This window comes from Herbidospora daliensis, from assembly GCF_001570585.1.
GTDB lineage: Bacteria > Actinomycetota > Actinomycetes > Streptosporangiales > Streptosporangiaceae > Herbidospora > Herbidospora daliensis.
The window spans coordinates 438268-461689 of the sequence record NZ_BBXF01000005.1 but is presented as its reverse complement, the minus strand read 5'-3'; the positions used below and the strand labels follow the sequence as shown (position 1 = coordinate 461689).

Genomic DNA, 23422 nt, shown 5'->3' with positions numbered 1-23422 from the left:
CCGGTTGAGTTAGCATTCCTCGACCCGGCCCGCCCGTCAAGCCTTTGCCGCCATTCCTTGCGAGCCGTCAGCCTCGTCGAACAACCGGCGGAACCGCTCGCCCGACCGCAGGATGTGCCGGCGCATGGCGTAGGCGGCGGCGTCGGGGTCGCGCGCGGCGATGGCGGCCAGCACGTCCTCGTGCTCGGCCATGGCCAGGTGGGTGACCTGCGTGTCGTGCAGCAGCCGGAACAGGTGCACGTGCGTGTGCAGGCGCGCGAGGGCCTCGCGGATGACCTGGTTCTCCGCGCTCAGGGCGACCAGATCGTGGAAGGCGGCGTCACGCAGCCCGAAGGCGCCGTAGGCCATGGGCCCGTCACCCCCTTCCAGCTCCGCCATCTCCTCCAGCATCCGCCGCAGCCCGGCCACCTGTTCGGAGGTGGCGCGCTCGGCGGCCCGGCGCGCCGCCGCCGGTTCCAGGAGCAGCCGCAGTTCGAGCATGTCCTCGAACCGGTGCCGGGTGATCTGCGGCGGGATGCGGTAGCCGGCGTGGGGCACCCGCACCACCAGCCCCTCGGCCTCCATGCGGTTCAGGGCGTCTCGGATCGGCGTCTGCGAAACCCCCAGCTCCCGGGCCAGGACGTCGATCGTGACCCGGGAACCGGGTTCGATCCGCAGCGACATCAGCTGGCCGAGCAGCGTGTCGTACACCTCGTCGGCGAGCCTGCCGCGCGATCTTCCCGGCGGCTTTCCGCCGGTCATGGCCCCATGGCGCCGCGCGATCATCACTTCGTCGTCCATCGTGACGTGAGGTCCTTTCCTTGCGCCTTCGGGAACCTGTTGACATCGGTCGCCACGCTGAGGGATGCTGACGCCCACCTCGGATCGTATAGGAAAGGTGATGGATGCCACCCATCCTTCACCCAAATGCGGAACAGCCCGCCATCGCTCTGCTCGATCAGTTGGAGCTCCCATGAGCATGCTCGACATCCTCCTGGCTGCCCTGCCACCCGGGAACCGGAGGACGTCCCGACTGCTCCCAGCCCCAACACGTCGCGGCGTACTCGTGACGCCGGTCTGCGGGTCAGCCCCTGCGGCAGCCGGCCACACGCCAGAACCACCCAGCCACTGCTCGGCGACGCATGCAGCAAGGCTCTAGAGGTCCCCACCCCCCAGAAAGCAGGCAAGAAGATGCGGTATCCCAAGCGAATAGGACTGCTGGCGACGGCGGTCATGTTGGTGGCCACGACGGTGGTGGCCTGCGGCGGGGACGAGGGCACGAACGCGAGCGCGCCCAAGGCGCCGGCCGACATCCCCGCGCTCACCAACGACCCGTTGACCCTCAGCTTCATCTGGTTCGACTGGCCCCCCGCCAAGGCCCTGGAGGCCTTCGCGAACGCCGAGTACACCAAGCAGCGGTCGAACGTGACCATCAAGGTCAACGTGGTGCCGAACGCCAACTGGCACGACGCGATGTTCACCCAGTTCGCGGCGCGCAAGACCGACTTCGACATCCCCATCCTCGACTCGCAGCACATCGGTGAGGCCGTGACCAACGGCAACATCCTCGACATCACCGACTTCGTCAAGAAGAACATCGAGGTCGACGCCTACAACCCCTACCTCCTGGCGGCCTACGGCCAGTTCCCCCAGGCCGAGACCGGCCAGCGCGACGAGAACGCCAGCCTCTACGGGCTGCCGCTGCTCGGCGACACCTGGACGATGATCTACCGCAAGGACCTGATCGGCGAGACGCCGCCGGCGACCTGGGACGAGATGATCGCGGCCGCCCAGAAGTGCCAGACCGAGAACCCCGGCGTCAGCGGCCTGGCCTTCCACCAGGCCAACGGCTCCGACGCCGCGGCCGTCACCTACAACACGGTCAACGGCGTCTACGGCGGCAACCTCTGGGACTCCAAGTCGCGCAAGATCGAGGGCGTCATCAACGACGCCGCCGGCCAGGAGGCGATGGACGTCCTGGTCAACAAGATGAAGCCGCTGACCGCCGCGGGCTCCGGCAACTGGTTCATCGACGAGGTGAACGCGGCCGTCGCCCAGGGCAAGGCGTGCATCGCGTTCAACTGGATCGCCGCGAGCGGCGGCCTGCTCGACCCCGAGCAGTCGACGCTCGGCAAGACGCGCGAGGAGATCCTCGGCAAGCTCGGCTTCGCCACCCTGCCGAAGCAGAAGACCGACCTGGTGCCGCTCGGCGGCATGGGCATGCACGTGTCCGCCTACTCCTCCCCGGAGAAGCAGGCCGAGGCGCTGAACTTCATGAAGTGGTTCGAGCAGGCCGACGTCCAGAAGAAGTGGGCCGCGGCCGGCGGCGTGCCGGCGCGCACCGACGCCCTGCAGTCGCCGGAGTTCCTCAACGCCGGGCCGTTCAACAAGGTGTACGCCGACTCGGTCTCGCGGATGCGGGACATGTGGAACGTGCCTGAGTACGCGCGTCTCATCGACATCGAGAACACCAACGTGAACGCGGCCCTCAACGGCGCCAAGGACCCGAAGACGGCGCTGAACGACATCGCCAAGGAACAGCAGGCCGTGCTCGACTCCGCCGGCAAAAAGGGCGGCGGCGGACTGTGAGTGACCCCGTCTCTCTGACGGACCACCCGGTGCGGGAGGCGTCCTCGACGCCGCCCGCACCGGGGCGGTCCCGCCACCTGAGCGATCGCTGGCTCACGGTGGCCTTCATCTCGCCCGCATTGCTGCTGCTGCTCGCGATGTCGGTGTTTCCGCTGCTGTGGGCGCTGTACCTGTCGTTCACCGACTACTCGGCCACCCGCGGCGGGCCGGCCACGTTCGTCTGGTTCGAGAACTTCACCGCCATCCTGACGTCGGCGCAGGTCCACATGAGGGCCTTCACGACGCTGCTGTACGTGGTCGGCGCGGTCACCCTGCAGACCGTGCTGGGCTTCTCCATCGCCTACCTGATCTCGCGGCGGGTGCGCGGGCGGGGCGTGCTCACCACGCTCTTCCTGGTCCCGATGATGCTCTCGCCGGTCGTGGTCGGGCTGTTCTGGCGGTTCATGCTCGACGCGCAGTTCGGCGTGATCAACAGCATGCTCGGCTCGCTCGGCCTGGGCCAGGTGGAGTGGCTGACCAAGCAGAACACGGCGCTGATCTCCCTGATCGTCGTCGACACCTGGCAGTGGACGCCGTTCATCATGCTCATCGCGCTCGCCGGCCTCACCGCGGTGCCCAAGTACCTGTACGAGGCCGCCTCGATCGACCGGGCGTCGGAGTGGTTCCGCTTCCGCACCATCACCCTCCCGCTGGTGTGGCCGCTGCTCCTCATCGCGGTGCTGTTCAGGGCCATCGAGGCCTTCCGGCTGTTCGACCTGGTCTACATCCTCACCAGCGGAGGTCCGGGGGTCTCCACCGAGACGTTGTCGTTCCACGTCTACAAGGTCGCGTTCCTGGGCTTCAACACCGGGACCGCCTCGGCGTACGGGATCCTCATGGTCCTCATCGTCATCGTCCTCGCGCAGCTCTACATGCGCTACCTGAACAAGCTCAAGGAGGACTGATGGCCGTCTCTGTCAACGAGGCCGTGTCAGCAGGTCCTGCCCCGGACCAACGGCCCCCCGGGCGCCGCCGTCGCGGCCGGGGCCGCGTCGCGATCGAGGTCGCGGTCCTGGCCGTGCTGGCCGCCGTGATGCTCTTCCCGGTGTTGTGGATGATCGAGACGTCCATCAAGGAGAACCGGGACGTCTACGCGATCCCGGCCAAGTTCTTCGACTTCACGATCACCCTGGACCACTTCAAGGACGTGTTCGTCGCCTCCGGCGGCGGCCCCTCGACCCTGTCGGGCTCGTTCCTGAACTCCGTCATCGTCGCCGGGGTCTCCACGGTGCTGGCCACCGTGCTGGGCGTGCCGGCGGCCTGGGCCTACTCGCGCTTCTCGGTGAAGGCCAAGAAGGACCAGCTGTTCTTCATCCTGTCGACCCGGTTCATGCCGCCCGTCGTGGTCGTGATCCCGATCTTCCTCATGTACCGCCAGGTCGGCCTGTTCGACACCAAGCTCGGCCTGATCCTCATCTACACCGCCTTCAACGTCCCGTTCACGATCTGGATGATGAAGGGCTTCGTCGACGAGGTGCCCGCGGAATACGAGGACGCCGCCATGCTCGACGGCTACACCCGCCTGCAGGCGTTCTGGAAGTTCACCCTTCCGCTGCTCCTGCCCGGCATCGCCGCGACGGCGGTCTTCGCCCTCATCTTCTCGTGGAACGAGTTCGTGTTCGCCATCTTCCTCACCTCCAGCGACGCCGTGCGGACGGCGCCACCCGCCATCGCGGGCCTCATCGGCGGAACCACCGTGGACTGGGGCCTGGTGGCCGCCGCCTCCATCGTGTTCGCCCTGCCGGTGCTCGTCTTCTCCTACCTGGTGCGCAAGCACCTCGTCGCCGGCGTGACCCTCGGGGCGGTGCGACGCTGATGGCGGGCATCGAGGTCACCTCCCTGCACAAGCGCTACCCCGACGGGACGGTCGCGGTCGAGCACGTGGACCTGTCGATCGGCGACGGCGAGCTCTTCGTCATGCTCGGCCCGTCGGGCTGCGGCAAGACGACCACCCTGCGGGCCATCGCCGGCCTGGAGAGGCAGACGTCGGGCGACATCCGCATCGGCGACACGCTGGTCAACGACCTGCCGCCGGCCGAGCGCGACATCGCCATGGTGTTCCAGTTCTACGCGCTCTACCCGCACCTGCGGACCCGCGACAACCTGGCCTTCCCCCTGCGCGCCGAGGGCCTGCCCAAGGCCGAGGTGGAGGAGCGGGTCGGCGAGGCCGCCCGGCTCATGCGGCTCGGCCCGCTGCTGGACCGGCGTCCGCACCGGCTGTCCGGCGGTGAGCAGCAGCGCGTCGCGCTCGCCCGCGCCCTGGTGCGCCGGCCGCGCGCCTTCCTCATGGACGAACCCCTCACCAACCTGGACGCCGAACTCCGCGCCGACATGCGCACGGAGATCAAGCACCTCCAGGGCGAGCTGGGGACGACGATGGTCTACGTCACCCACGACCAGGTCGAGGCCATGTCGCTCGGCCACCGGATCGCCATCCTCAACAAGGGCCGCGTCGAGCAGATCGGCACGCCCCTGGAGGTGTACGACCGTCCGGCGAGCCTGTTCTGCGCCGCCTTCATCGGCTCCCCGCCGATGAACCTGATCGAGGTGGAGCTGGCCGACGGGCACCTGCGCAGCAAGAGCGGCCTGGCCCTCACCCCGCCGCCGAACCTGCCGCGCGACCGTTCCCTGATCGCGGGCGTGCGGCCGGAGGCGCTGGAGGTCACCGAGCCGGGGGCCGAAGGGTCGGTCCCGGGCCGCGTGGTCTCGGCCGAGTGGCTGGGCGACGAGATCATCTACGTGGTCGACCACGGCGACCAGCGCGACGTACGGGTTCGCATGCCCCTCAATGTTCGTTTCGCTGCCGACGCGCCGGTCGGGCTGCGGCACACCGGCGGGCCCCCGCCCGTCTACGACGCGAGCACGGAAGAGCTGGTGGCCTGATGGGAACCGTGTCAGTGCAGGGGCTGAGCAAGTCCTTCGGCAAGGTCCAGGCCCTCGACGGGGTGACGCTGGACGTGCCGGACGGCTCGTTCTTCGTGGTGCTCGGGCCCTCCGGCGCGGGCAAGACGACGACCCTGCGGGCCATCGCCGGCCTGGAGAAGCTCGACGCCGGATCGGTGCACCTCGACGGCAAGGACGCGACCGCCGACCCCCCGGCCGCGCGCGACCTGGCCATGGTCTTCCAGAGTTACGCGCTCTACCCTCGGCTGACGGCGTACGAGAACATCGCCTCGCCGCTGCGGGCCCGCCGCCGCTCGTCGAGCGAGATCGCCGCCGCCGTCGAGAAGATGTCGAACCTGCTGCACATCGAGCGCCTGCTCCAGCGCCGTCCCGCGCAGATGTCCGGCGGTGAGATGCAGCGCGTCGCCCTGGCGCGGGCGCTGGTCCGCAACCCGCGCGCGTTCCTCATGGACGAGCCGCTGACCAACCTCGACCTCAAGCTCCGCGTCGAGATGCGGACCGAGCTCACCCGCATCCACCGCAGCCTCGGCGGCACCTTCATCTACGTGACCAACGACCAGGTCGAGGCCCTGTCGATGGCCGACCAGGTCGCGGTCATCAAGGAGGGGAAGGTGCAGCAGGTCGGCACGCCGACCGAGGTGTACGAGCGGCCGGCCAACAAGTGGGTCGCCGGCTTCGTCGGGAGCCCGTCCATCAGCCTGCTCGCCTGCCACGCGGAGGGCGACCGCCTGGTCGGCAAGGACGGCTGGACGCTGCCGCGCCCCCGCTGGGCCACCGCCGAGGACGGCCGTCCGCTGCTGCTGGGCCTGCGGTCGGAGGACCTGTCCGTCGAGCGGCGCGGCGACGCGTCGTTGTCGGGTGAGCTGTACGGCCTGGAGCCGCTCGGCGACCGGACGCTGGTCGACGTCCAAGTGGGGACGGAGATCATCAAGGTCAAGGCCCGGCCCACCGTCACCGGCACGCCGGGCGAGCGGCTGCAGGTCACGGTCGACCTGGACCGGGCGCACCTGTTCGATGCGGGCACCGGGCTGGCGCTGTCCGAAGCCGGCAGGTAGCCGGGCGGGGGCGGCGACGTCGCCCCGCCCGGCCGCCTCGACCTGTCATCACCGAGAACTTCGCCGGAGGCGACCCCATGAACGACCCCATGAACGTTTTGGCCCCCGAACACCGGCGGCTCCGGATCGGCGACGCCTGGCGCGACGCCTCCAGCGGAGCCACCTTCCCCGTCGAAGACCCGGCCACCGGCAAGACCATCGCCGAGGTGGCGGACGCGAGCGTCGAGGACGGCCTCGCCGCCCTGGACGCGGCGAGCAAGGCGATGGCCGACTGGGCGGCGACGCCGCCGCGCGAACGGTCGGACCTGCTGATGGCGACGTACCGGGCGCTGACCGAGCGCTCCGAGGAGGTCGCCCGGCTGATCACCCTGGAGATGGGCAAGCCGCTCGCCGAGGCCCGCGCGGAGGTGGGCTACGGCGCCGAGTTCTTCCGCTGGTTCGCCGAGGAGGCGGTGCGCGTCGAGGGGCGCTACAACACCGCTCCCCGCGGCGGATACCGCATCCTCACCGTGCCGAAGCCGGTCGGGCCGTGCGTCTTCGTGACGCCGTGGAACTTCCCGCTGGCCATGGGCGCCCGCAAGATCGCCCCCGCGCTGGCGGCGGGCTGCACGACGATCACCAAGCCGGCCGCCCAGACGCCCCTCACCATGTTGTTCCTGGCCCGCATCATGGAAGAGGTCGGCGTTCCCCCGGGCGTCGTCAACGTCGTGACGACCAAACGCTCCGGCCAGGTGGTCTCGGCGCTGCTGGCCGACCGCCGGACCCGCAAGCTCTCCTTCACCGGCTCCACCGAGGTCGGGCGCGTGCTGCTGCGGCAGGCGGCCGACAACGTGCTGCGCACCTCCATGGAACTGGGCGGCAACGCGGCCCTGATCGTGTGCGCCGACGCCGACCTGGACGTCGCGGTCGACGGCGCCATGGTGGCCAAGATGCGCAACATCGGGGAGTCCTGCATCGCCGCCAACCGCATCTACGTCGAGGAGCCGGTCCGCGAGGAGTTCACCGCCCGCTTCGCCGCGCGGATGGCCGCGCTCTCGGTCGGCCACGGCCTCGACGACGGCGTGGACGTCGGCGCGCTGATCGACGAGCCCTCGGTCGCCAAGATCGACGAACTCGTCGCCGACGCGGTCGAGCGGGGCGCCCGGGTCGTGGTCGGCGGGCAGCGCCCGGAGGGGCCGGGTCACTTCTACCCCCCCACCGTGCTCGTCGACGTGCCGGAGGACGCCCGGATGCTGGAGGAGGAGATCTTCGGCCCGGTGGCGCCGATCATCTCGTTCACCTCCGACGACGAGGTGCTCGCGAAGGCCAACGACACCGAGCACGGCCTGGTCGGCTACGTCTTCACCCGCGACCTCCAGCGCGCGCTCCGGTACGCCGAGGGCCTGGAGACCGGCATGGTCGGCGTCAACCGCGGCCTCATCTCCGACCCGTCTGCTCCGTTCGGAGGCGTGAAGCAGTCGGGCATCGGCAAGGAGGGCTCGCACGAGGGCATCCTCGAGTACCTCGACGTCACCTACGCGGCCATCGACCTCCCGTGACCGTCCTCCACATCACCGCCGACGTTCCAGAGAGGCCCTGACATGCTTGAGACCGTCCGCGGACCACGCCAGCTGATCGTGGGCGAAGGCGTCGCGCAGAACATCCCGCGCGTGGTGGCCGAGTGCGGCTCGCGCGTCCTGGTCGTGACCGACCGCGTCCTGCTGGGCCAGCCGGGCGTGGCCGGGATCGTGGCCGCCGTGCGGGAGAAGGTCGAGGTCGTCGGGGTGTTCGCCGACGCGACGCCGGACGTGCCGCTTTCCGACGTCGCCCTGGCCGTCTCGGTCGCCGCGGAGGTGGACGCCGACGTCATCCTCGCCATCGGCGGCGGCACCGTGATCGACCTCGCCAAGATCGTCGGCGTCATCCGCCGCCACGGCGGCACCCCGCGCGACTACTACGGCGAGGCGAAGGTCCCCGGCCCGACGATCCCCCTGGTCGCGGTCCCGACGACGTCGGGCACCGGTTCGGAGCTCACCCCCGTCTCGGTGCTGACCGACCCCGACCGGGCGCTGAAGGTGGGCGTCTCCAGCGTCCACATCGTGCCCGACTTCGCCATCGTCGACCCCGAACTCACCTACAGCTGCCCCGCGACCGTCACCGCCTACTCCGGCATCGACGCGTTCTGCCACGCGGTCGAGAGCTACACCGCCCGCCCCCGCCCCCACGGCCCCCGCGACCCGGTCGAACAGGTCTTCCTCGGCCGCAACCCGATCACCGACCACTACGCCCTCCAGGCCGCGGAACGCATCGCCCGCAGCCTGCCCCACGTGGTCAGGAACGGCAGCGACAAGACCGCGCGCGCGGACATGTCGTACGGCTCGATGCTGGCCGGAATCGCCTTCTCCCACGCGGGCAACGGGGCGCCGCACGCCCTCCAGTACCCGATCGGCGCCGCCACCCACACGCCCCATGGATTGGGCGTCGGCCTGCTTCTTCCCTACGCGCTGGACGCGGCCAGGGACGCCATCGACGACCGGCTGGCCATCCTGGCCGGGGTGTGCGGGCTTGACGTGACCGACGCCACGGACGCCGAAGCGGCGGACGTGTTCCTGACGTGGCTGGACAAGCTGCTCGCCGACATCGGCATTCCCCGGACGCTGGCGGACATCGGGGTGGATCGTGGAGACCTGCCACGGTTCGCGGAGATGGCGAGCGGGGTGACCCGGTTGATCCAGAACCATCCTGGGCCGACCGATACGGCCAGCTTGACGGCGATCCTCGAAGCGGCGTGGACGGGGGATCGGAGCCGGCGCGTGCTGACTCCGGAGCAGCGGTAGTCACCGGCCTATGGAGTGCCTGCGGCGCAGGCTGTCCCATGGTCTCGGAACCGCGGCGTGCGACTCCGAGAACCTCAGCTCCAGGCCGATCCACCTAGACCGCCTTCAGTGCGCGCTCGAAGTCCTGACGTCCCGGCCATGGCGACACAGACATGGATCACCACCGGGGCGACCCGCGGCCTCGGGCGTGCACTGGCCCCAGGCCGCCCTGCCAGGCTTGCGCCATCTGCGGCTATACCAGGCCTATACCGCTCTTTCGCATGCTTGGCGCCCGACATGGGACAGCACAGCCGAAGGAGAACGAATGCGCATCAAGAAGATCCTCACGGTGGCGGTGGCGGGGCTCACGCTGTTCGCGGGGCTGCCGATCGGGCCCGCCTCAGCCGACCTCCGGGGGGTGTACGTGAGCGTTATGAGGGCGCCCGGCATGGAGAACCGGCTGGTGATCGATCTCCCGGTCCCGTTCCAGGGAGACGGGGTGCGGCCCGAGTTGTGGCCGCTGACTGGAGGGGACACGCAGTACTGGGCGATCGTCCGGACCGACACCACCTCGGACTTCGCCGGCATCTACGAGCTGCGCAACTACGGCTCCAACAGGTGCCTGGACATGGCGATCGACGGGTCGATCGGGAACGGCACCCGGGTTCAGCAATGGCGCTGCAGCGGCGGCAGGAACCAGCGGTGGGTCGCTCGGCCCCAGGTGACCGGGGACCCGTGGGTCAAGCTCGTCAACCTGCAGGGCAACCTCTGCCTGGACGCCGTCGGCGCGAGCTACCGCGCGGGGACGAAGCTGCAGGTCTGGCAGTGCACCGGCGGCTGGAACCAGCGCTTCAACATCAGCTGAATGCCGGGCCCGCTCCCACCCGGCGTCGGTGAACCAGCCGGTGGGCGCGGGCCACAACCCGGCCAGGTATCGGGTGATCCGGCCGCATACCGGGTAAATGCCATTTCGAATTAAGCGGCGATCAATCATTCCCCCGCCCAGCCGAGCAGCCGCCAAGTAATCTGCTCCCGCATTAAGTCGCAAAGAGGCGCGATATGCGTTAATGGCTGTTGTTTGGGGGATTCGCCATGTGCAGCATGCTCCGCGGTGAGTCGCGGGCATCGGATTCCGGAGACGCGGGTCACGAACCCGCGCTGGACGTCCCTCCGCCGCCGCGGCCCTACTACCTGCGGCGGAACTTCCTGATCAGGCTCGCCGCCCTCGCCGCGCTCCCGCTGACCGGCGCGGCCACGCTCGTCCGCGAGGAGAAGTGGGCGCTGCCCCTGAGCCGGGTCGAGGTGATCAGCGGCAAATTGGCGTCCAAGAAGGAGTTTCTCGAAGACCTGACGGTCCAGCGGATCCTGATGAAACACGGCATCCGGCTCGACCTGACGAGCGCCTCCTCCCGCGCGATCGCGGTGAACTCGCTCGACGGCTTCGACTTCGCCTTTCTCTCGGGCCAGCCCGCCGCGACGATGATCGTGGAGAAGCGCCAGGCGCGGCGTCTCCAGGCCGATCCGTACAGTCCCTTTCTCAGCCCGATCGTGCTGGCGACGTTCCGCGACTACGCCGAGACCCTGCGGGACAACGGGATCGCCCGGCTGCTGGACGGCAGCGACTCCCTCTACTACGAAGTCGACCTCAAGGCGTTCATCGACCTGACCCGGTCGGGCCGCAGCTGGAACGACCTCGGCATCACCCGATACGGCCCAGCGAACGGGAACAGGGTGCTCGCCAACACGCCCGACGTGTGCGGGAGCAACTCGGGCGGCACCTACCTCGGCATGATCGCCTACGTGGTGAACGGCAACCGGGTCGTCCAGACCGAGGCCGAGGCCGACGCCGTGGCCGAGAAGATCAAACCGTTGCTGACCGAGCAGGGCCTGCCCTCGCTGGAGATCTTCGAGATCTACATCGGCCCCGACGGACGGCAACGAGGGCCGATCGTCGTCGTCTACGAGCATCAGTACTTCACCTACCAGCTCGATCGGCGGGCCCGGTCGGCGGACGTGGACCGGGAACGGGTGCTGATGTATCCCCAGCACGGCTACCTCACCCTCCCGCAGCTGGTCGCGCTGACGCCCGCGGGAAAACGGCTCGGCGACCTGCTCGTCAACGATCCCGAGCTGCGTGCCCGCGCCGCCGAACTCGGATTCCGTCTCTACCCCCGGCACGGCGTCGGGCCCGGCGCCGAGCTGCGGGACCTGCTGGAGCAGCAGGGCATCCCGACCCCCGTCATGGCCGGGTCGGACGACAGCCAGGCCCGCCTTCCCCGGCTGCCCCTCCTCGAGCGGATGATCGTCAAGATCGGCTGCCCCGAGAGCGCCGAGACCGGCGAGCAGTGAGGGCACGACTCCGCCTCGCCCGCGCCCTGTGCGGGGTGCTCCTCGGCTCCGCCGCCTGCACCTGGAGCGCCCAGCCGCCCGTCAGGCTCACCGTTCTGGCGGCGGCCGAACTCGCCGACCTGGCGCCCCTGCTCGACGACCTCCGCCGGGACACCGGCGTCGAGCTCACGATGGACTACCGGGGCCCCCGGCGACCTGCTCGATCCCGGGCAGGTCCCGTACGACCTGGCGTGGCCGTCGTCCGACCGGTATTTCCGCATCCGTCTGAAGGACGCGGGCTTCCGCGGCGATCCTCCCCTGAGCACCCGCATCGTGGTCTCACCCGTCGTCGTCGGCCTGACCCCGCGCGCCGCCGCCAGGCTGCGTCCACCTGATGGGCGCGCACCCACCTGGGCCGACCTCGCCGACGCCGCCGCGCAGGGGCGCTTCACCTTCGCGATGGCCGACCCGAAGACGAGCGGCAGCGGGCTGGCCGCGCTCGTCGGAGTGGCGACCGCCGCCGCCGGAACAGGGGCGGCCCTCCGCCCCGAGGACGTCACCTGCGACCGGCTGCGCGGCTTCTTCACCGGCCACACCATCAGCGGGCCGGCCTCCGGCGACGTGGTCGAACAGTTCGTCCTGGAGCAGGAGCGGACCGACGGCCTGATCGCCCACGAATCCACGCTGCTGTCGCTGAACGCCGCCGGGCGGCTCGGGGCGCCGCTCGAACTGGTCTATCCCCGCGACGGCACCGTGATGTCCGACTACCCGCTGCTGCTGCTGAACCCGGCCCGCCGCGCCGCCTACGACAAGGTGGTGGCCTGGCTGAAGACCGAGCGCGCACAGCAGAAGATCATGCGGCAGACGCTGCGCCGCCCGCTCTCCCCGCACATCGAGCGGGACCCGCGGCTGGCCGCCTCCCTCGGCAACGCGGTCTACTTCCCCGACCAGGCGAAGGTCCTGGACGCCCTCCTCACCAACTACGACACACCCGGGCGCCCCAGGCTCGTTCTGCTCCTCGACTTCTCCGGTTCCATGGCCGGGAGCAGGATCAAGGCGCTGAAGTCGGCCGTCATCGGCCTGGGCGGCGCCGACCGGTCGTCGAGCGGCCGCTTCGCCCGGTTCACCCAGGACGAGGACGTCACGGTCCTGCGCTTCGGCGGCCGCGTCCTCGACGAGCGGACCTTCGCCGTCGGCACCCCACGCGGCAGAGACGCACTCCTCCGCCACCTCGCGTCGCGCGACTTCGACGACCGGACCGCGATCTGGTCGTCCCTCGACGCCGCCTACACCCGGGCGGCGCGCCTGCTGAAGGACGGCGACAGGGTCTCCGTCGTGCTGATGACCGACGGCCGCAACAACGCCGGCATCTCCGCGACGGCCTTCCTGCACCGCCGCCGCCAGGCGGCCGTCCCCACCTTCACCATCGCCTTCGGCGCCGCCGACCGCGCCGACCTCCGCCGCGTGGCGAAGGCGACCGGCGGCCGGGCCCTCGACGGCGCTGACCGCCCTTCCCTGCTCGCAGCCCTCAAGGAGATCCGTGGGTGTGACTGACGACCTGTGGATGAGCGTCCATCTGGGCTGGATGCTTCTCTGGACGGCCACCTTCTGCTGGTCGTCGGCGATGGCGGTGTATCTGTTCCGCGTCCACCGGCGCGAACGTCGTCGGCGATCCGTCCGCGACGTCGACCTCTACTCCTGCGTCTACCTCGACACCCGGCAGGTCATGGCCGTCCACGGGACCGGCCGTGCCGGCCGGCGGCGGGTGGGAAGCGCGGCGATCACCAGGATCCGCACGTTCGCCGTGAACCTGGGGGTGGCGCCCCTCCCCGGCCTGACGGCCGGAGTGTCGGCCGGGGGGACCACCACCCGCGAATACGGCAAGGAGGAGGAACCCGGCGCCACTCCCCAGGCGGAGGAAGCCCCCGCCCGGGAGAACGCGGTCAACGTGCTGGGCGCGGTCGTGACACGCTTGGAGAAACACCGCCGCCTGATTCAGGTCGACCTCGACGACAAGACCATCACTCCCGGCAGCGTCGTCGCCGAGGCGTTCGGGGTCGACGGCAGGGCGCCCGCCACGTTGCGGCTCAGCAGCCTCCGCGGCTACTACGTCTGGATCACCGGCGACTTCGAATCCACCGGCCGAGCCGACCGGCACCTGACCTTCGCGGCCCCCTACGCCGGTGACGCCCGGGTGCACATCGGCTTCATCCCGGCGGAAACGCAGGAGCCGCCCCCGCGCGTGCACGCCTGCCTGGGCAAGGTCGACGCCTGGAACGCCCAGACCCGCACCCTGGTGATCCACCCGATGGCCGTCTTCCGCTGACCCTGCGGTGCGTAAGCCTTCTTCTCGTTACGGCTCCGCCGGCGGGCGCGCGTTCAGGGCGGAGGTGCCCAGCCCGGTCGGTCCGGCCGGGCGCGGCGGGCGGTAGCGGCCTGACCGGTGGTGCCAGTCGAGGGCGGCGGCCATGGAGGCGCGCAGCCGGTCGACGTGCGCGCCGACCGCGTGCCGGACGTCGTCGGCGACGCCGAGGTCGTCGAGGAGGCCGGGGAGTTCCTCGGCGGCGAGGTGCTCGAACTGGGTGATCCTGGCCGCCATCAGGTCGCCGACCACGCCCGCGGCCTGGCGGTGGTCGCAGCCGAGGAACCTCTCGACGATCGCGACGCCGTTGCACAGTTCGCCGTCGCGCCCGGTCTCCTTGGCGTAGGAGAACAGGTCGTTGCACAACGTGACGTAGTCGACGGCCGCGCTCTCCAGCGACGACACGGTCGGCGTGGCGAACACCGCGTCGTCGGGCCGGGAGGGGCCCGTCAGGCCGCCGAAGGCGTGGCGGCGCATCTCGATGTAGTCGACCGGGTCGGGCAGCCGGTTCTGCAGGGTGGTGGTCAGTTCCCACATGAACACCGAGACGAGGTCGAGCACCCGGCTCCGGACCGGCTGCCCGGTCCGCCGCCACAGGTCGGACAGGCCGGCCTCCACCGGGTTCTCCGGCGCCGGGATCGGCGTCCCCGGCGTCGGCGGCATGAAGGCGGGCAGCCGTTCTTGCAGCCGCCGGGCCCCGGGCAGGTCGCCCGCGTGGAGGAAGACCCGCACCCAGTAGTCGTCGGCGTAGGCGGCCCAGGTCGCCCAGTCGGTCGACAGGCACAACGCCCGTTCGTCCAGATCGGGGCCGGCGCCCGCCGCGAAGGAGGCGATGTCCGCCGCCCGTACACCCGGCTCGCTCCACAGGCCGCGCGCCGGGTGCCGGGGGAGCGGGCCGTAGAACCCCATCTGGCCGCACCAGCGGGCCGAGTGGTCGCGGGCCCGGCCCAGGTGCGGGTTGAGCCGCAGGCGGCCGGGCAGGTCGGGGCGTGGCAGCGGGGTCGGCGCTGACGCCGGGACCCGGGCGTAGGCCCTCAGCCGGGTCAGGCCCAGGGAGGAGGCCGAGGGCCGTGACGGACCCGAGCCGTTGCCCCGGTTGGAGGCGGTGTGCCACTCGTAGTCGCCGGCCAGCCAGTCTTGCAGGCCCCGGACGTAGGCGACGACCCGCAGCCGTTCGCCCGGGTCGAGGGCGTGCTCCTCCATCATCGGGCCGACCTCGGTCAGCGCGGTGTGCTCGAACTGGTGCAGCCGCGAGCTCAGCAGGTCGTTGGTGGCGTCGGCGGCGCGCTGGGCGCCGTACCCGAAGAAGCGCTCGAAGACCAGCACGCAGTTCGACAACTCGCCCTCGTCGTGGATCTCCCGCTCGTAGGAGACGATGTCGTTGTGCAGGGCCGCGGCGTCGGCGAAACAGTCGGCCAGCACCCGCATCGGCCGCGCCGCCGCGACCCGGGCGGGCAGTTCGGCGTCGAGGGAGTGCTCGATCAGGTCGGCCGCCCAGGGCGCGCCGCTGACCCGGCGGCGCCGCTCCAAGTATTCGATCGGGTTGGCCACCCGCCCGTCGGCGATGTTGGCCAGCTCCCACCGGCACTCCTCCAGCGCCACCCGGGTGCTGCGGGCGAACCGCGCGCCCCACTCCGGCGACCGCGCCCCGACGGTGCGCCCCCACAGGTCGGCCAGCCCCCGCTGCACGGGATCGCCCGGCTCCGGCATCGGCTCGCCCGCCGGCGGCATGAAGGCGCGCAGGCCGAGCACGTAGGCGCGCGCGCCGGTCTGGTCGAGGGACTTCTTGAACGCGTGCAGGAAGAAGTCGTCGTAGAAGAAGAGCCACACGTACCAGTCGGTGACCAGCTCCAGCATCTCGGCGCCGCAGTCGGGGTGGCTGGAGGCGCACATCCGGGCGAAGTCGGCGCCGTCCCAATCGTGCTCGCTCCACACTCCCGAGCCCGCCAGCAGGCCCATGTCCCGGGCCCAGGCGGTGGTGTGCGCGCGCGCCCGTTCCAGGTGCGGGTTCATCCGGGCCCTGTACGGCATGTAGAAGTCGGGAGTGACGAAGGATGCTCTCACGCGCCCAATGTAAACGCAGAGTAATGCCGCGAATACTCGAAACCCGCGTGGACGGATCACCGTCAGCTTCTGCGGTAGGTGGTGATCGACTCGGAGTCGCCGTGGAGAACGTTGACCACCATCCACAACCGCTTCGTGCCGGGGATACGCTCGATCTCGGCCCGCAGGGCGCTCCAGCTCTCCGGGGGCCTCTCCCGCGTCCAGGTCCGGCCGTCCCAGTGCAGGACGAAGACGCCGCCGGGCCGGTCGGTGCCCGACTGAATGGGTTCGGTGCCCGCGAACCAGACGTCGTCGGGGCCGAACGCGGTCACGCTGTGCAGGTGCCCGATCGCCTGCGGGATGGTGGGCTGCCGCCATGACCGGCCGTCCCAGTGGAGCAGCAGCGGCTTTCCGTCCGCGCCGCCGACAGCCCAGACGTCGTCGGGCGCGATCTGCATGATCCGGTTGAGCGTGCCTCGCGGCAGGGTGAGCGCCACCTCGTATTCGCCGTCGCGCCCGTGCCAGACGACGGGTTGCTCCGGGGTCCGCCAGCCGACGATCCAGGTGTGCCGGCCGCCTGTGTCCAGCGAGGTCAGCACGATCTCCTCGCCGCCGAGTTTCGCCTCGGTGACGAAGGCGGCGCCGTTCCAGGTCAGCACCGCGTTCCTGGTGAGCACGGCCACCCGGCGGCCGTCCATGGCGACGTCCTGCCCATAGGTGGGAAGCGGGTGCCGCCGCCACGCCTGCCCGTTCCAGTGCTGGGCGAACGGCCCGTCGAAGTTGCCGCCGCCGATCATCCAGGCGTCGCGCGGGCCTTGGGAGTCGACGGCGGAATTGCCGCCCGAGGCGTTCTCCATCGGCACCCGCCGCCACTGCGACCCGTCCCAGGCGCGCATCGACGTGGCCACGCTGTCCTCCCAGCCGGTGTACCCGACCGCCCACGCCAGGTCGGGACCGGCCGCGCTCACGTCGTACAGTCCCCGCTCCCACCGGTCGTCGCTGGGCAGGCCGGGGACGCGGACCCACTCCTCGGAAACGACCTCGGCGGCCGGGGTGGACGCGGGAGCGGACGTCGGCGCCGGGACGGGCTGGGCGGTGCAACCCAACGTGATCAGACAGGCGGCCAGCGTCGTCACCCGCGATCTCATGGCTGGGAATTGTACGACTTCGTGAACTACGGGCAGATCGCCGTCAGACGCGGTGGACCCAGGTGGTCATCGCGCTAAGCGCCGGTGAACCAGACTTCTACCGCGATGCCGGTGGAATCGCTCATCGGCTGGGCCAGGAGTGTCGCGACGCGGCCGTCGGAGAGGGTGACGTCCACCAGCGCTTCTCGGCCTTGTGCGACCAGCCGCACGGCGGCGTCCTCCAGGGCGAGCCGGTCGTGGCGGGACAGGTCCCGGGGCGCGGTATCCGGTACGGCTCCGGAGCTCTTCGCCTGGAGGAACTCCTCCATCAGGGCACGCTCGTGGTCGCTGCTCAGGTCGAGCAGCCGTTGCTCGACGCCGGCGGCCGACTGGAGGGCCAGGGCTGTCATCGCCTCGCTCGCCCTGTCGGTCGGGCAGGTGATGCTGATGACGCCGGCCAGGCGCCCGCTGAGCGGGTTCCGGATCGGGGTGGCCACGGCGGTGAGCCCGTGGAGGTCGGCCGAGAAGTGCTCGTTGCCGGAGACCCGGCAGGTTCGCCGTTCCACCAGCGCTGAGCCGAAGGCCGTCGTGCCGATGTCGGGTTCGGCGTAGCTGAAGCCGGGTGCGGCGCCGACCGCGTCCAGGATCCTGCCCTGGGATTTCTCACCCACGTTGCGCAGGAACACCACGCCTGCCGCATCGCCCAGGAACATGCCCACGGGGGTGCCCGCGACGGCGGTGCGCAGCTGCTCGAACACGGGCCGGGCCGCGCGTACGAGTTCGCAGTCGAAGTCCAGGTCGTTGGACAGGCGTGGGCGGGCGGTGTCGGGGGTGAGTCCCGCCGCCTGACACCGCTGCCATGAGTGCAGGATCGGAGCGCGGACGTCGCCGCCTGCGAGTCTTCCGTCCAGGAACCGCTCCAAGATCTCGTCGGCGGGCTGCTGTCTCGCGTCCAAGACACCTGCCATTCGACTCGCTCCCAAAGCTCCCTCCCACTGAGCCCAGGATGCCCACGATAGCGACAAACAGCACGATTATTCTCACGAGGGGGCAAAGGGTAAGCGATTTCCGCTTGAAGGGCGGACCTTTGGTCGAGATGGGCAGATCGTCCTTGAGTGCACGGGATTTTCATGACCTTTATGCGACCGAAACACCACCTGGTCACTGTGGAGCCAGCCCTCGATGATCATGTCCGAGCCCCGGAGAGCTCTGACAGGGATGGGAGTCCACCATTTCCGCCAACCACTGGAGCTCGGCGAGTCGCCGCAGCCTGCTGGCCGCCGGTCTGGCCGCGACGTTCGCGGTGACCCTCCCCACCCCCGCCCACGCATCGCCCGGCGACAGGGGCGGCCACGGCCACCCCAAGCCTGGACGGTGGGATCACCACCTCAAGTCCACCCCCGACAAACTGCACTGGGGCGGGTTCCCGATCGGCTGGGCACCCGGCCTGACGATGAGATCGGGCCAGACCGTCCGCGTCGACACCCTCTCCCACCAGGGCTTCACCAACCCGGCTATCCACCCCCACGACTACTTCGGCGCTTTCGGCGTCAAGCCGAAGGAGATCCTGGCCGACGGGCTGGCGTTCTGGCAGACCCTGCCCGAACGCGAGGCGGCGGGCAGACGCTACGGCGGTCACGTGCTCACCGGCCCGATCTACGTCGATGGGGCCGAGCCCGGCGACACCCTCGCGATCGACATCCTCGGCATCGACACCCGGGTGCCCTACGGGTTCAACAACACCGCCCCAACCGGCGGCGTCATGGCCACGTTCTATCCCGGCTGGCGTGAGGGCGACCAGGGCCTCGACATCCCGGCCGACATCCCGCCCGGCCTGCCGGCGGGGGTCTGGCCCGACGTCCGGACCCACCTCTACCGCACCGGCACGCACCGGGGCGAGGAGGTCGTCTTCTTCTCCGACGGCATCATCATCCCGACCCGCAAGTTCATGGGCATCATCGCGGTGGCCTCGCCGACGGGCGAGTTCATCGGCAACACCGAGACCGAGCCGCCGCCCGCGACCGGCGTACAGAACTCGACGCCTCCCGGCAGGTTCGGCGGCAACATGGACGTCCGGGATCTCAACGTCGGCACGACGCTCTACCTGCCGGTCTTCCAGCCCGGAGGGCAGATCTTCATCGGCGACCCGCACAGCTGCCAGGGCGACGGCGAGGTCAGCGGCACCGCGGTGGAACACTCCTTGTCCGGTACGTTCCGCGTCACCCTGATCAAGAAGGTGGCGACCGAACTGCCGTGGGCCGAGAACGACGACCACTGGATCATGATGGGCATCCACTGGGACCTCGACCGGGCGATGCGGATCGCGGTGGAGAAGACCGTCGACTTCCTCGTCACCACGCAGGGGCTGACGGTGCCGAAGGCCTATTCGTTCGCGTCGATCGCCGTCAACTACCACAACGCGGAGGTGGTCGACCGGACGCAGGTGGTGACGGGGCACATCCCGAAGGACGTCTTCAAACGCCGCCGCTGATCTGACCCGCGGGACGCCGCCCCGGGCCGGTCCTCACCGTGGTGAGACGAAGGGACCTCCCGGGGCGAAGGCGTAGTCGGCGAACCGGCGGCCGATGAGCTGGTGCGTGGCGGTGTCGGGGTGGAGCGCGTCGGGGAGGGGGTGCTCGGCGACGTCCACCTCCCCATAGAGCGCGGTCCCGTCGAGGTAGTGGAGGTTCGGGTCGTCGCCACGCCGCTCGACCAGGGAGGCGAGCGCGTCGCGGATCACCCCGAGCGTGAGGCGTCCCAGGTCACGGTCTCCTGGCCGGCCGGTCGCGGTGAAGCGGACCTGGTCGGTGCCCAGCGTCGCCGGGTCGACGGCTCCGGGTCCCGGGGTGTCCTCGTGGATGGGACACAGGATGGGGGAGATCAGCAGCAGCGGTGTGTCGGGGTGCCCGTCGCGGATGGTGTCGAGGAAGCCGTGGACGGCCGGGACGAAGGCCCGCAACCGCATGGCGTCGAGGTTCACGACGTTGATTCCGAGTTTGACGCTGATCAGGTCTGCCGCTGAGTCACGGATGACGCGGGCGGTGAACGGGTCGACCAGCGCGCTTCCGCCGAGGCCGAGGTTGCGCAGCTCGACGCCGGCGCGCCGGGCCGCGACGACGGGCCAGATCTGGGTGGGGCCGCTCGCGTTCGAGCCGTGGCTGATCGAGCTGCCGTGGTGCACCCACAACGGGCTCGTCGCGTCGTCGGGACGGACGGGCTCGTCCGTGCGCAACTCGACGAGCTCAAGCCCTTCGTTGTGCGGCAGCCAGATCTCGACGGCCTTGTCACCAGGGCCCAGCCGCGGGAACGACACCGACTGCGAGGGACCCGGCCGGAACTGCGTCGCCCCGGTTTGGAGGTCGACCTCGACGAGATCGCCGTCGGCCAGTCGCACCTCGGCGAGGAGTTCTCCGTCGACGACGAGATCGATCCCTCCGCGCGGCCGATCAGCGCCCCGATAGGCGACCCGGGTGGGATGCACGACCAGTTCGATCGTCCGCGCCATGGTCGTGAACGCGAGACGGGCGCCCGAGGGCTGCGCCTCCATCATCGACAGCTGCGGATCCGGGAACTGATCGCGCACCCATCCGGGCAGCCGGTGGAGGCGGACGCCTCGCGGGGTGCGTTCAAGCTCGGCGATCCCCCGGACGAGCCGGTCGTCGAAGGTGGTGGTGATCATGGTTGTTCTCCTTCGGGGGGCGCGGGCCAGGCCCGCAGAGCGGCGTCGAGCGCGCCGATGATCCGATGCCAGGAGACGGCGGCGGACGGCAGGCTGTGAGAGAAGCCGCCGTTGCGCTCGATGCTGAGATAGCCGTTGATGGTGCTGCCGATGAACCGCACGGCGTGGACGTGCTCGCTTTCCGGCAGCGGATAGCCGCGGAGGACCGCGGCGGTGAGGGCGACGATGTCGCGCGCGCCCGCCGACCGGGCCGCTTCCTCGCCCGCGGGGCGCTGCAATGCCTCCCAGCGGCCCGGCGACTCGCGCGCGTAGTCGCGATGCGCGTCGGCCAGCGCCTCGAGGGCCGACCGTCCGGCCCGGCCCGCCACGGCGACCGACACCCGGCTCGCCAGTTCGGTGAGGGCGAGGACCGTCACGCCCTCCAGCAGCGCGTCGCGGTCCTTCACGTGCGAATACAGGCTGGGGCTCCGTACGCCGAGCCGGCGGGCGACGGCGGACAGGGTGACCGAGTCGAATCCCGTCGTGTCCGCGAGGTCCGCGGCCGCCTCGACGATCGAGGCCACCGTCAAAGGGGCTGCCTTCATGCCGTCATCATATGCCTAACACCATTAGGCGATGACCTAGATCCAGTAGGCCGTCAGATCCAGCCTTCCTCCCAGGCGCGGTGGGCGGCGGCGTGGCGGGAGCCGACGTCCAATTTGCTCATGGCCGCCGACAGGTAGTTGCGGACCGTGCCGGGCGCGAGGTGCACCTGGGCGGCGATCTCCCCGATCGACGCGCCGGTACGGCAGGCACGCAGCACGTCGAGTTCGCGGTCGGTGAGCGGGCAGGGGCCTTCGGTCAGGGCGGAGGCGGCGATGTCGGCGTCGATGTACCGCCGGCCCGCGGCGACGTCACGGATGATCTCGGCGAGCCGGGACGCCGACGTGGTCTTGGGCACGAACCCGCTGACGCCGGCCGCCAGGGCGCGACGCAGCACCCCCGGCCGCGCGTGCCGGGTGACCAGGACGACCCGGGTGCCGGGCAGCGCGGCCATGATCTGCGCGGCGGCGTGCAATCCGTCGGCAGGCGGCATCTCCAGGTCGAGCACGGCGATGTCGGGGCGGTGCTCGACGGCCAGCCGAACCGCGTCGGTCGACGTGGCGGCCTCGGCCGCCACGGTGAGGTCGGGTTCCAGCCCGAGCAGCGCGGCCAGGGCGGTCCGCAGCAGTTCCTCGTCGTCGGCGATCAGCAGCCGGATCATCGTGCCTCCGCGCCCGCGCCGACCGGCAGGCAGGCGGTCACGACGAAGCTTCCGTGGTCGTGCTCCCAGGTCAGCTCGCCGCCGGCGGCCCGCAGCCGGTCGGCCAGGGTGCGCAGCCCGGTGCCCGACCCCGCGCCGGGCGGGCCGGTCGTGCCGTCGTTCCGGACCCGTAATCGGGCCAGGCCGTCGGTGAGGCGGTAGTCGACCTCGGCGGCGCTCGCGCGGCTGTGGCGCAGCACGTTGGTGGTGGCCTCGCGCACGACCAGACCGAGCAGGTGCCGGTCGGCGTCGGGGAGCGGCGCGGGCTCGACGTTCATCTGGACCCGGATGTCTGCAGCGGCGAGCACCCGGCCCGCGTTGGCCAGTTCCGCGTCGAGCGTCGTACGGCGGTATCCCTGCACGACGGCCCGCGTGTCCGAGAGCGCGTCGGTGGCGAGCCGCTGCACCTCCAGCATCTCCGCCGTCGCGCGGGCCGGGTCGGCCGCCGCCAGCCGCGCGGCCAGTTCGCTCTTGCGCGCGATCACCTGGAGGTGGTGGCCCTGGATGTCGTGCAGGTCGGCGGCGAAGCGCAGCCGTTCCCGGGTGACCGCCAGCTCCCCGTCGAGGCGGCGCGCGGCGTTCAGCCGTTCCGCGATGTCCCACGCCCACAACGACCCGAGCGTGACCCAGGCGCTGAACGCGACCAGTCCCGGCGGGAACAGCACCGCGCGCACCGGATCGTCGCCCCCCGCGAGCGCGCCCGGCACGGCCGCGGCGGCCATCGCCACGGCGATCAGCGCCCACCGGCGCGGCGACGGCAGGAACGTCGCGGCGATCGACACCGTCATCGCCGGGGCCAGCGCCCACAGTGCGTCGTCCCGCACGGCCAGCAGGACGCCGGCGAGCGTGGCCGTACCGGCGGCACTCACGGCCGTCCACGCCACGGGCGGGGCGGGGTCGGACGCCAGCCGGTGGTTCAGCAGCACCACGCAGCACCCGGCCGTCACGACGAGCGCGACGCCGCCCGCACCCCTGGCCCAGACCGGTACGCCGGAGGCCAGGAGCCCCGCGCCGACCACGCTGACCAGGAAGAACGCGCTGGAGCCCGCGAGGCTCCACCGGGTGTAGCGCCGGAGTGCCGCCGTCTCGCCGTCGAGCCCGTGGTCGCGCACACGGTCATTGTGTCAGCACGCCATGCCGCGGGCCGGTTCATGACAGTTGTCATGAAATCGAGTGACAAAGCCATGCGCACGCCTGCGGTTCCGGCACTACTGGCGGCTGCCTCCGGCGGCCAGGCTGA

Annotated in this window: 20 protein-coding genes; 12 read left to right on the top strand and 8 right to left on the bottom strand. The window is 70.7% G+C overall.

The window, feature by feature from the left end; translation table 11 throughout:
• Positions 1-36 precede the first annotated feature (36 nt).
• Positions 37-780: a GntR family transcriptional regulator gene (locus AW274_RS25320; protein ID WP_062436911.1), complete on the bottom strand. Its 744-nt coding sequence runs from the start codon at positions 778-780 to the stop codon at positions 37-39.
• A gap of 390 nt (positions 781-1170) precedes the next feature.
• Between AW274_RS25320 and AW274_RS25315 the strand changes: the two genes are divergently transcribed.
• The 11 genes from AW274_RS25315 (at position 1171) to AW274_RS25265 (ending at position 14015) form a co-directional block, all read left to right on the top strand.
• On the top strand, positions 1171-2568 hold the full coding sequence (locus AW274_RS25315) for an extracellular solute-binding protein (RefSeq protein WP_062436909.1): 1398 nt from the start codon (positions 1171-1173) through the stop codon (positions 2566-2568).
• 29 nt (positions 2569-2597) lie between these two features.
• Positions 2598-3512 carry a carbohydrate ABC transporter permease gene (locus tag AW274_RS25310; RefSeq protein ID WP_063813597.1) on the top strand — a complete coding sequence of 305 codons (915 nt, stop codon included), beginning with the start codon at positions 2598-2600 and terminating at the stop codon, positions 3510-3512.
• A complete protein-coding gene (locus tag AW274_RS25305) occupies positions 3512-4423 on the top strand; it encodes a carbohydrate ABC transporter permease (RefSeq protein WP_062436905.1) in 912 nt (303 codons plus the stop codon). The genes AW274_RS25310 and AW274_RS25305 overlap by 1 nt, the downstream gene beginning before the upstream one ends.
• Entirely contained in the window at positions 4423-5490 is a 1068-nt protein-coding gene (locus AW274_RS25300) for an ABC transporter ATP-binding protein (protein WP_062436903.1), read from the top strand. Before AW274_RS25305 ends, AW274_RS25300 begins: the two co-directional genes overlap by 1 nt.
• Entirely contained in the window at positions 5490-6566 is a 1077-nt protein-coding gene (locus AW274_RS25295; protein WP_062436901.1) for an ABC transporter ATP-binding protein, read from the top strand. Before AW274_RS25300 ends, AW274_RS25295 begins: the two co-directional genes overlap by 1 nt.
• Before the next feature lie 77 nt (positions 6567-6643).
• Positions 6644-8104 (top strand): NAD-dependent succinate-semialdehyde dehydrogenase, encoded by a 1461-nt coding sequence (locus tag AW274_RS25290; RefSeq protein ID WP_062436899.1) that lies wholly within the window; start codon positions 6644-6646, stop codon positions 8102-8104.
• A 42-nt stretch (positions 8105-8146) separates the two neighbouring features.
• The gene (locus AW274_RS25285) at positions 8147-9382 is read left to right on the top strand and encodes an iron-containing alcohol dehydrogenase (RefSeq protein ID WP_062436897.1); all 1236 of its coding nucleotides are present in this window, start codon (positions 8147-8149) and stop codon (positions 9380-9382) included.
• Between the two features lie 304 nt (positions 9383-9686).
• Positions 9687-10226, top strand: coding sequence for an RICIN domain-containing protein (locus AW274_RS41490; protein ID WP_062436895.1), 540 nt, complete (start codon positions 9687-9689; stop codon positions 10224-10226).
• Between the two features lie 227 nt (positions 10227-10453).
• Positions 10454-11710, top strand: a complete 1257-nt coding sequence (locus tag AW274_RS25275; protein WP_157520713.1) for a hypothetical protein — start codon at positions 10454-10456, stop codon at positions 11708-11710.
• Positions 11711-11905: 195 nt separating this feature from the next.
• Positions 11906-13243: a substrate-binding domain-containing protein gene (locus tag AW274_RS25270; RefSeq protein ID WP_269750627.1), complete on the top strand. Its 1338-nt coding sequence runs from the start codon at positions 11906-11908 to the stop codon at positions 13241-13243.
• On the top strand, positions 13236-14015 hold the full coding sequence (locus AW274_RS25265; protein ID WP_062436891.1) for a hypothetical protein: 780 nt from the start codon (positions 13236-13238) through the stop codon (positions 14013-14015). Before AW274_RS25270 ends, AW274_RS25265 begins: the two co-directional genes overlap by 8 nt.
• Before the next feature lie 27 nt (positions 14016-14042).
• Here the strand turns inward: AW274_RS25265 and AW274_RS25260 are convergent, their stop codons facing one another.
• The 3 genes from AW274_RS25260 to AW274_RS25250 form a co-directional block, all read right to left on the bottom strand.
• On the bottom strand, positions 14043-16115 hold the full coding sequence (locus tag AW274_RS25260) for a terpene synthase family protein (protein WP_232320359.1): 2073 nt from the start codon (positions 16113-16115) through the stop codon (positions 14043-14045).
• 62 nt (positions 16116-16177) lie between these two features.
• Positions 16178-17242, bottom strand: a complete 1065-nt coding sequence (locus AW274_RS25255) for a beta propeller repeat protein (RefSeq protein ID WP_157520712.1) — start codon at positions 17240-17242, stop codon at positions 16178-16180.
• 74 nt (positions 17243-17316) lie between these two features.
• Positions 17317-18189, bottom strand: coding sequence for a GAF domain-containing protein (locus tag AW274_RS25250; RefSeq protein WP_157520711.1), 873 nt, complete (start codon positions 18187-18189; stop codon positions 17317-17319).
• Positions 18190-18524: 335 nt separating this feature from the next.
• On the opposite strand from AW274_RS25250, the gene AW274_RS25245 reads away from it, so the two are divergent.
• Positions 18525-19712 carry an acetamidase/formamidase family protein gene (locus AW274_RS25245; protein WP_062436884.1) on the top strand — a complete coding sequence of 396 codons (1188 nt, stop codon included), beginning with the start codon at positions 18525-18527 and terminating at the stop codon, positions 19710-19712.
• A 33-nt stretch (positions 19713-19745) separates the two neighbouring features.
• Here the strand turns inward: AW274_RS25245 and AW274_RS25240 are convergent, their stop codons facing one another.
• Genes AW274_RS25240 through AW274_RS25225 form a run of 4 tightly spaced genes read right to left on the bottom strand, consistent with a single transcriptional unit; the run spans position 19746 to position 23294 of the window.
• Positions 19746-20900 carry a GDSL-type esterase/lipase family protein gene (locus AW274_RS25240; RefSeq protein WP_062436883.1) on the bottom strand — a complete coding sequence of 385 codons (1155 nt, stop codon included), beginning with the start codon at positions 20898-20900 and terminating at the stop codon, positions 19746-19748.
• A complete protein-coding gene (locus AW274_RS25235) occupies positions 20897-21484 on the bottom strand; it encodes a TetR/AcrR family transcriptional regulator (RefSeq protein WP_062436881.1) in 588 nt (195 codons plus the stop codon). Before AW274_RS25235 ends, AW274_RS25240 begins: the two co-directional genes overlap by 4 nt.
• A 53-nt stretch (positions 21485-21537) precedes the next feature.
• Positions 21538-22143: a response regulator transcription factor gene (locus AW274_RS25230; RefSeq protein WP_062436879.1), complete on the bottom strand. Its 606-nt coding sequence runs from the start codon at positions 22141-22143 to the stop codon at positions 21538-21540.
• On the bottom strand, positions 22140-23294 hold the full coding sequence (locus AW274_RS25225; RefSeq protein WP_062436877.1) for a sensor histidine kinase: 1155 nt from the start codon (positions 23292-23294) through the stop codon (positions 22140-22142). The genes AW274_RS25230 and AW274_RS25225 overlap by 4 nt, the downstream gene beginning before the upstream one ends.
• Positions 23295-23422 lie beyond the last annotated feature (128 nt).

What these genes read in the sequence shown, in the direction of transcription:
- AW274_RS25300 (WP_062436903.1), top strand. Translation starts at nt 4,423, where the DNA reads ATGGCGGGCATCGAGGTCACCTCCCTGCACAAGCGCTACCCCGACGGG.
- AW274_RS25240 (WP_062436883.1), bottom strand. Translation starts at nt 20,900, where the DNA reads ATGATCACCACCACCTTCGACGACCGGCTCGTCCGGGGGATCGCCGAG.
- AW274_RS41490 (WP_062436895.1), top strand. Translation starts at nt 9,687, where the DNA reads ATGCGCATCAAGAAGATCCTCACGGTGGCGGTGGCGGGGCTCACGCTG.
- AW274_RS25235 (WP_062436881.1), bottom strand. Translation starts at nt 21,484, where the DNA reads ATGAAGGCAGCCCCTTTGACGGTGGCCTCGATCGTCGAGGCGGCCGCG.
- AW274_RS25255 (WP_157520712.1), bottom strand. Translation starts at nt 17,242, where the DNA reads ATGAGATCGCGGGTGACGACGCTGGCCGCCTGTCTGATCACGTTGGGT.
- AW274_RS25230 (WP_062436879.1), bottom strand. Translation starts at nt 22,143, where the DNA reads ATGATCCGGCTGCTGATCGCCGACGACGAGGAACTGCTGCGGACCGCC.
- AW274_RS25275 (WP_157520713.1), top strand. Translation starts at nt 10,454, where the DNA reads ATGTGCAGCATGCTCCGCGGTGAGTCGCGGGCATCGGATTCCGGAGAC.
- AW274_RS25285 (WP_062436897.1), top strand. Translation starts at nt 8,147, where the DNA reads ATGCTTGAGACCGTCCGCGGACCACGCCAGCTGATCGTGGGCGAAGGC.
- AW274_RS25295 (WP_062436901.1), top strand. Translation starts at nt 5,490, where the DNA reads ATGGGAACCGTGTCAGTGCAGGGGCTGAGCAAGTCCTTCGGCAAGGTC.
- AW274_RS25315 (WP_062436909.1), top strand. Translation starts at nt 1,171, where the DNA reads ATGCGGTATCCCAAGCGAATAGGACTGCTGGCGACGGCGGTCATGTTG.
- AW274_RS25250 (WP_157520711.1), bottom strand. Translation starts at nt 18,189, where the DNA reads ATGGCAGGTGTCTTGGACGCGAGACAGCAGCCCGCCGACGAGATCTTG.
- AW274_RS25320 (WP_062436911.1), bottom strand. Translation starts at nt 780, where the DNA reads ATGGACGACGAAGTGATGATCGCGCGGCGCCATGGGGCCATGACCGGC.
- AW274_RS25290 (WP_062436899.1), top strand. Translation starts at nt 6,644, where the DNA reads ATGAACGACCCCATGAACGTTTTGGCCCCCGAACACCGGCGGCTCCGG.
- AW274_RS25305 (WP_062436905.1), top strand. Translation starts at nt 3,512, where the DNA reads ATGGCCGTCTCTGTCAACGAGGCCGTGTCAGCAGGTCCTGCCCCGGAC.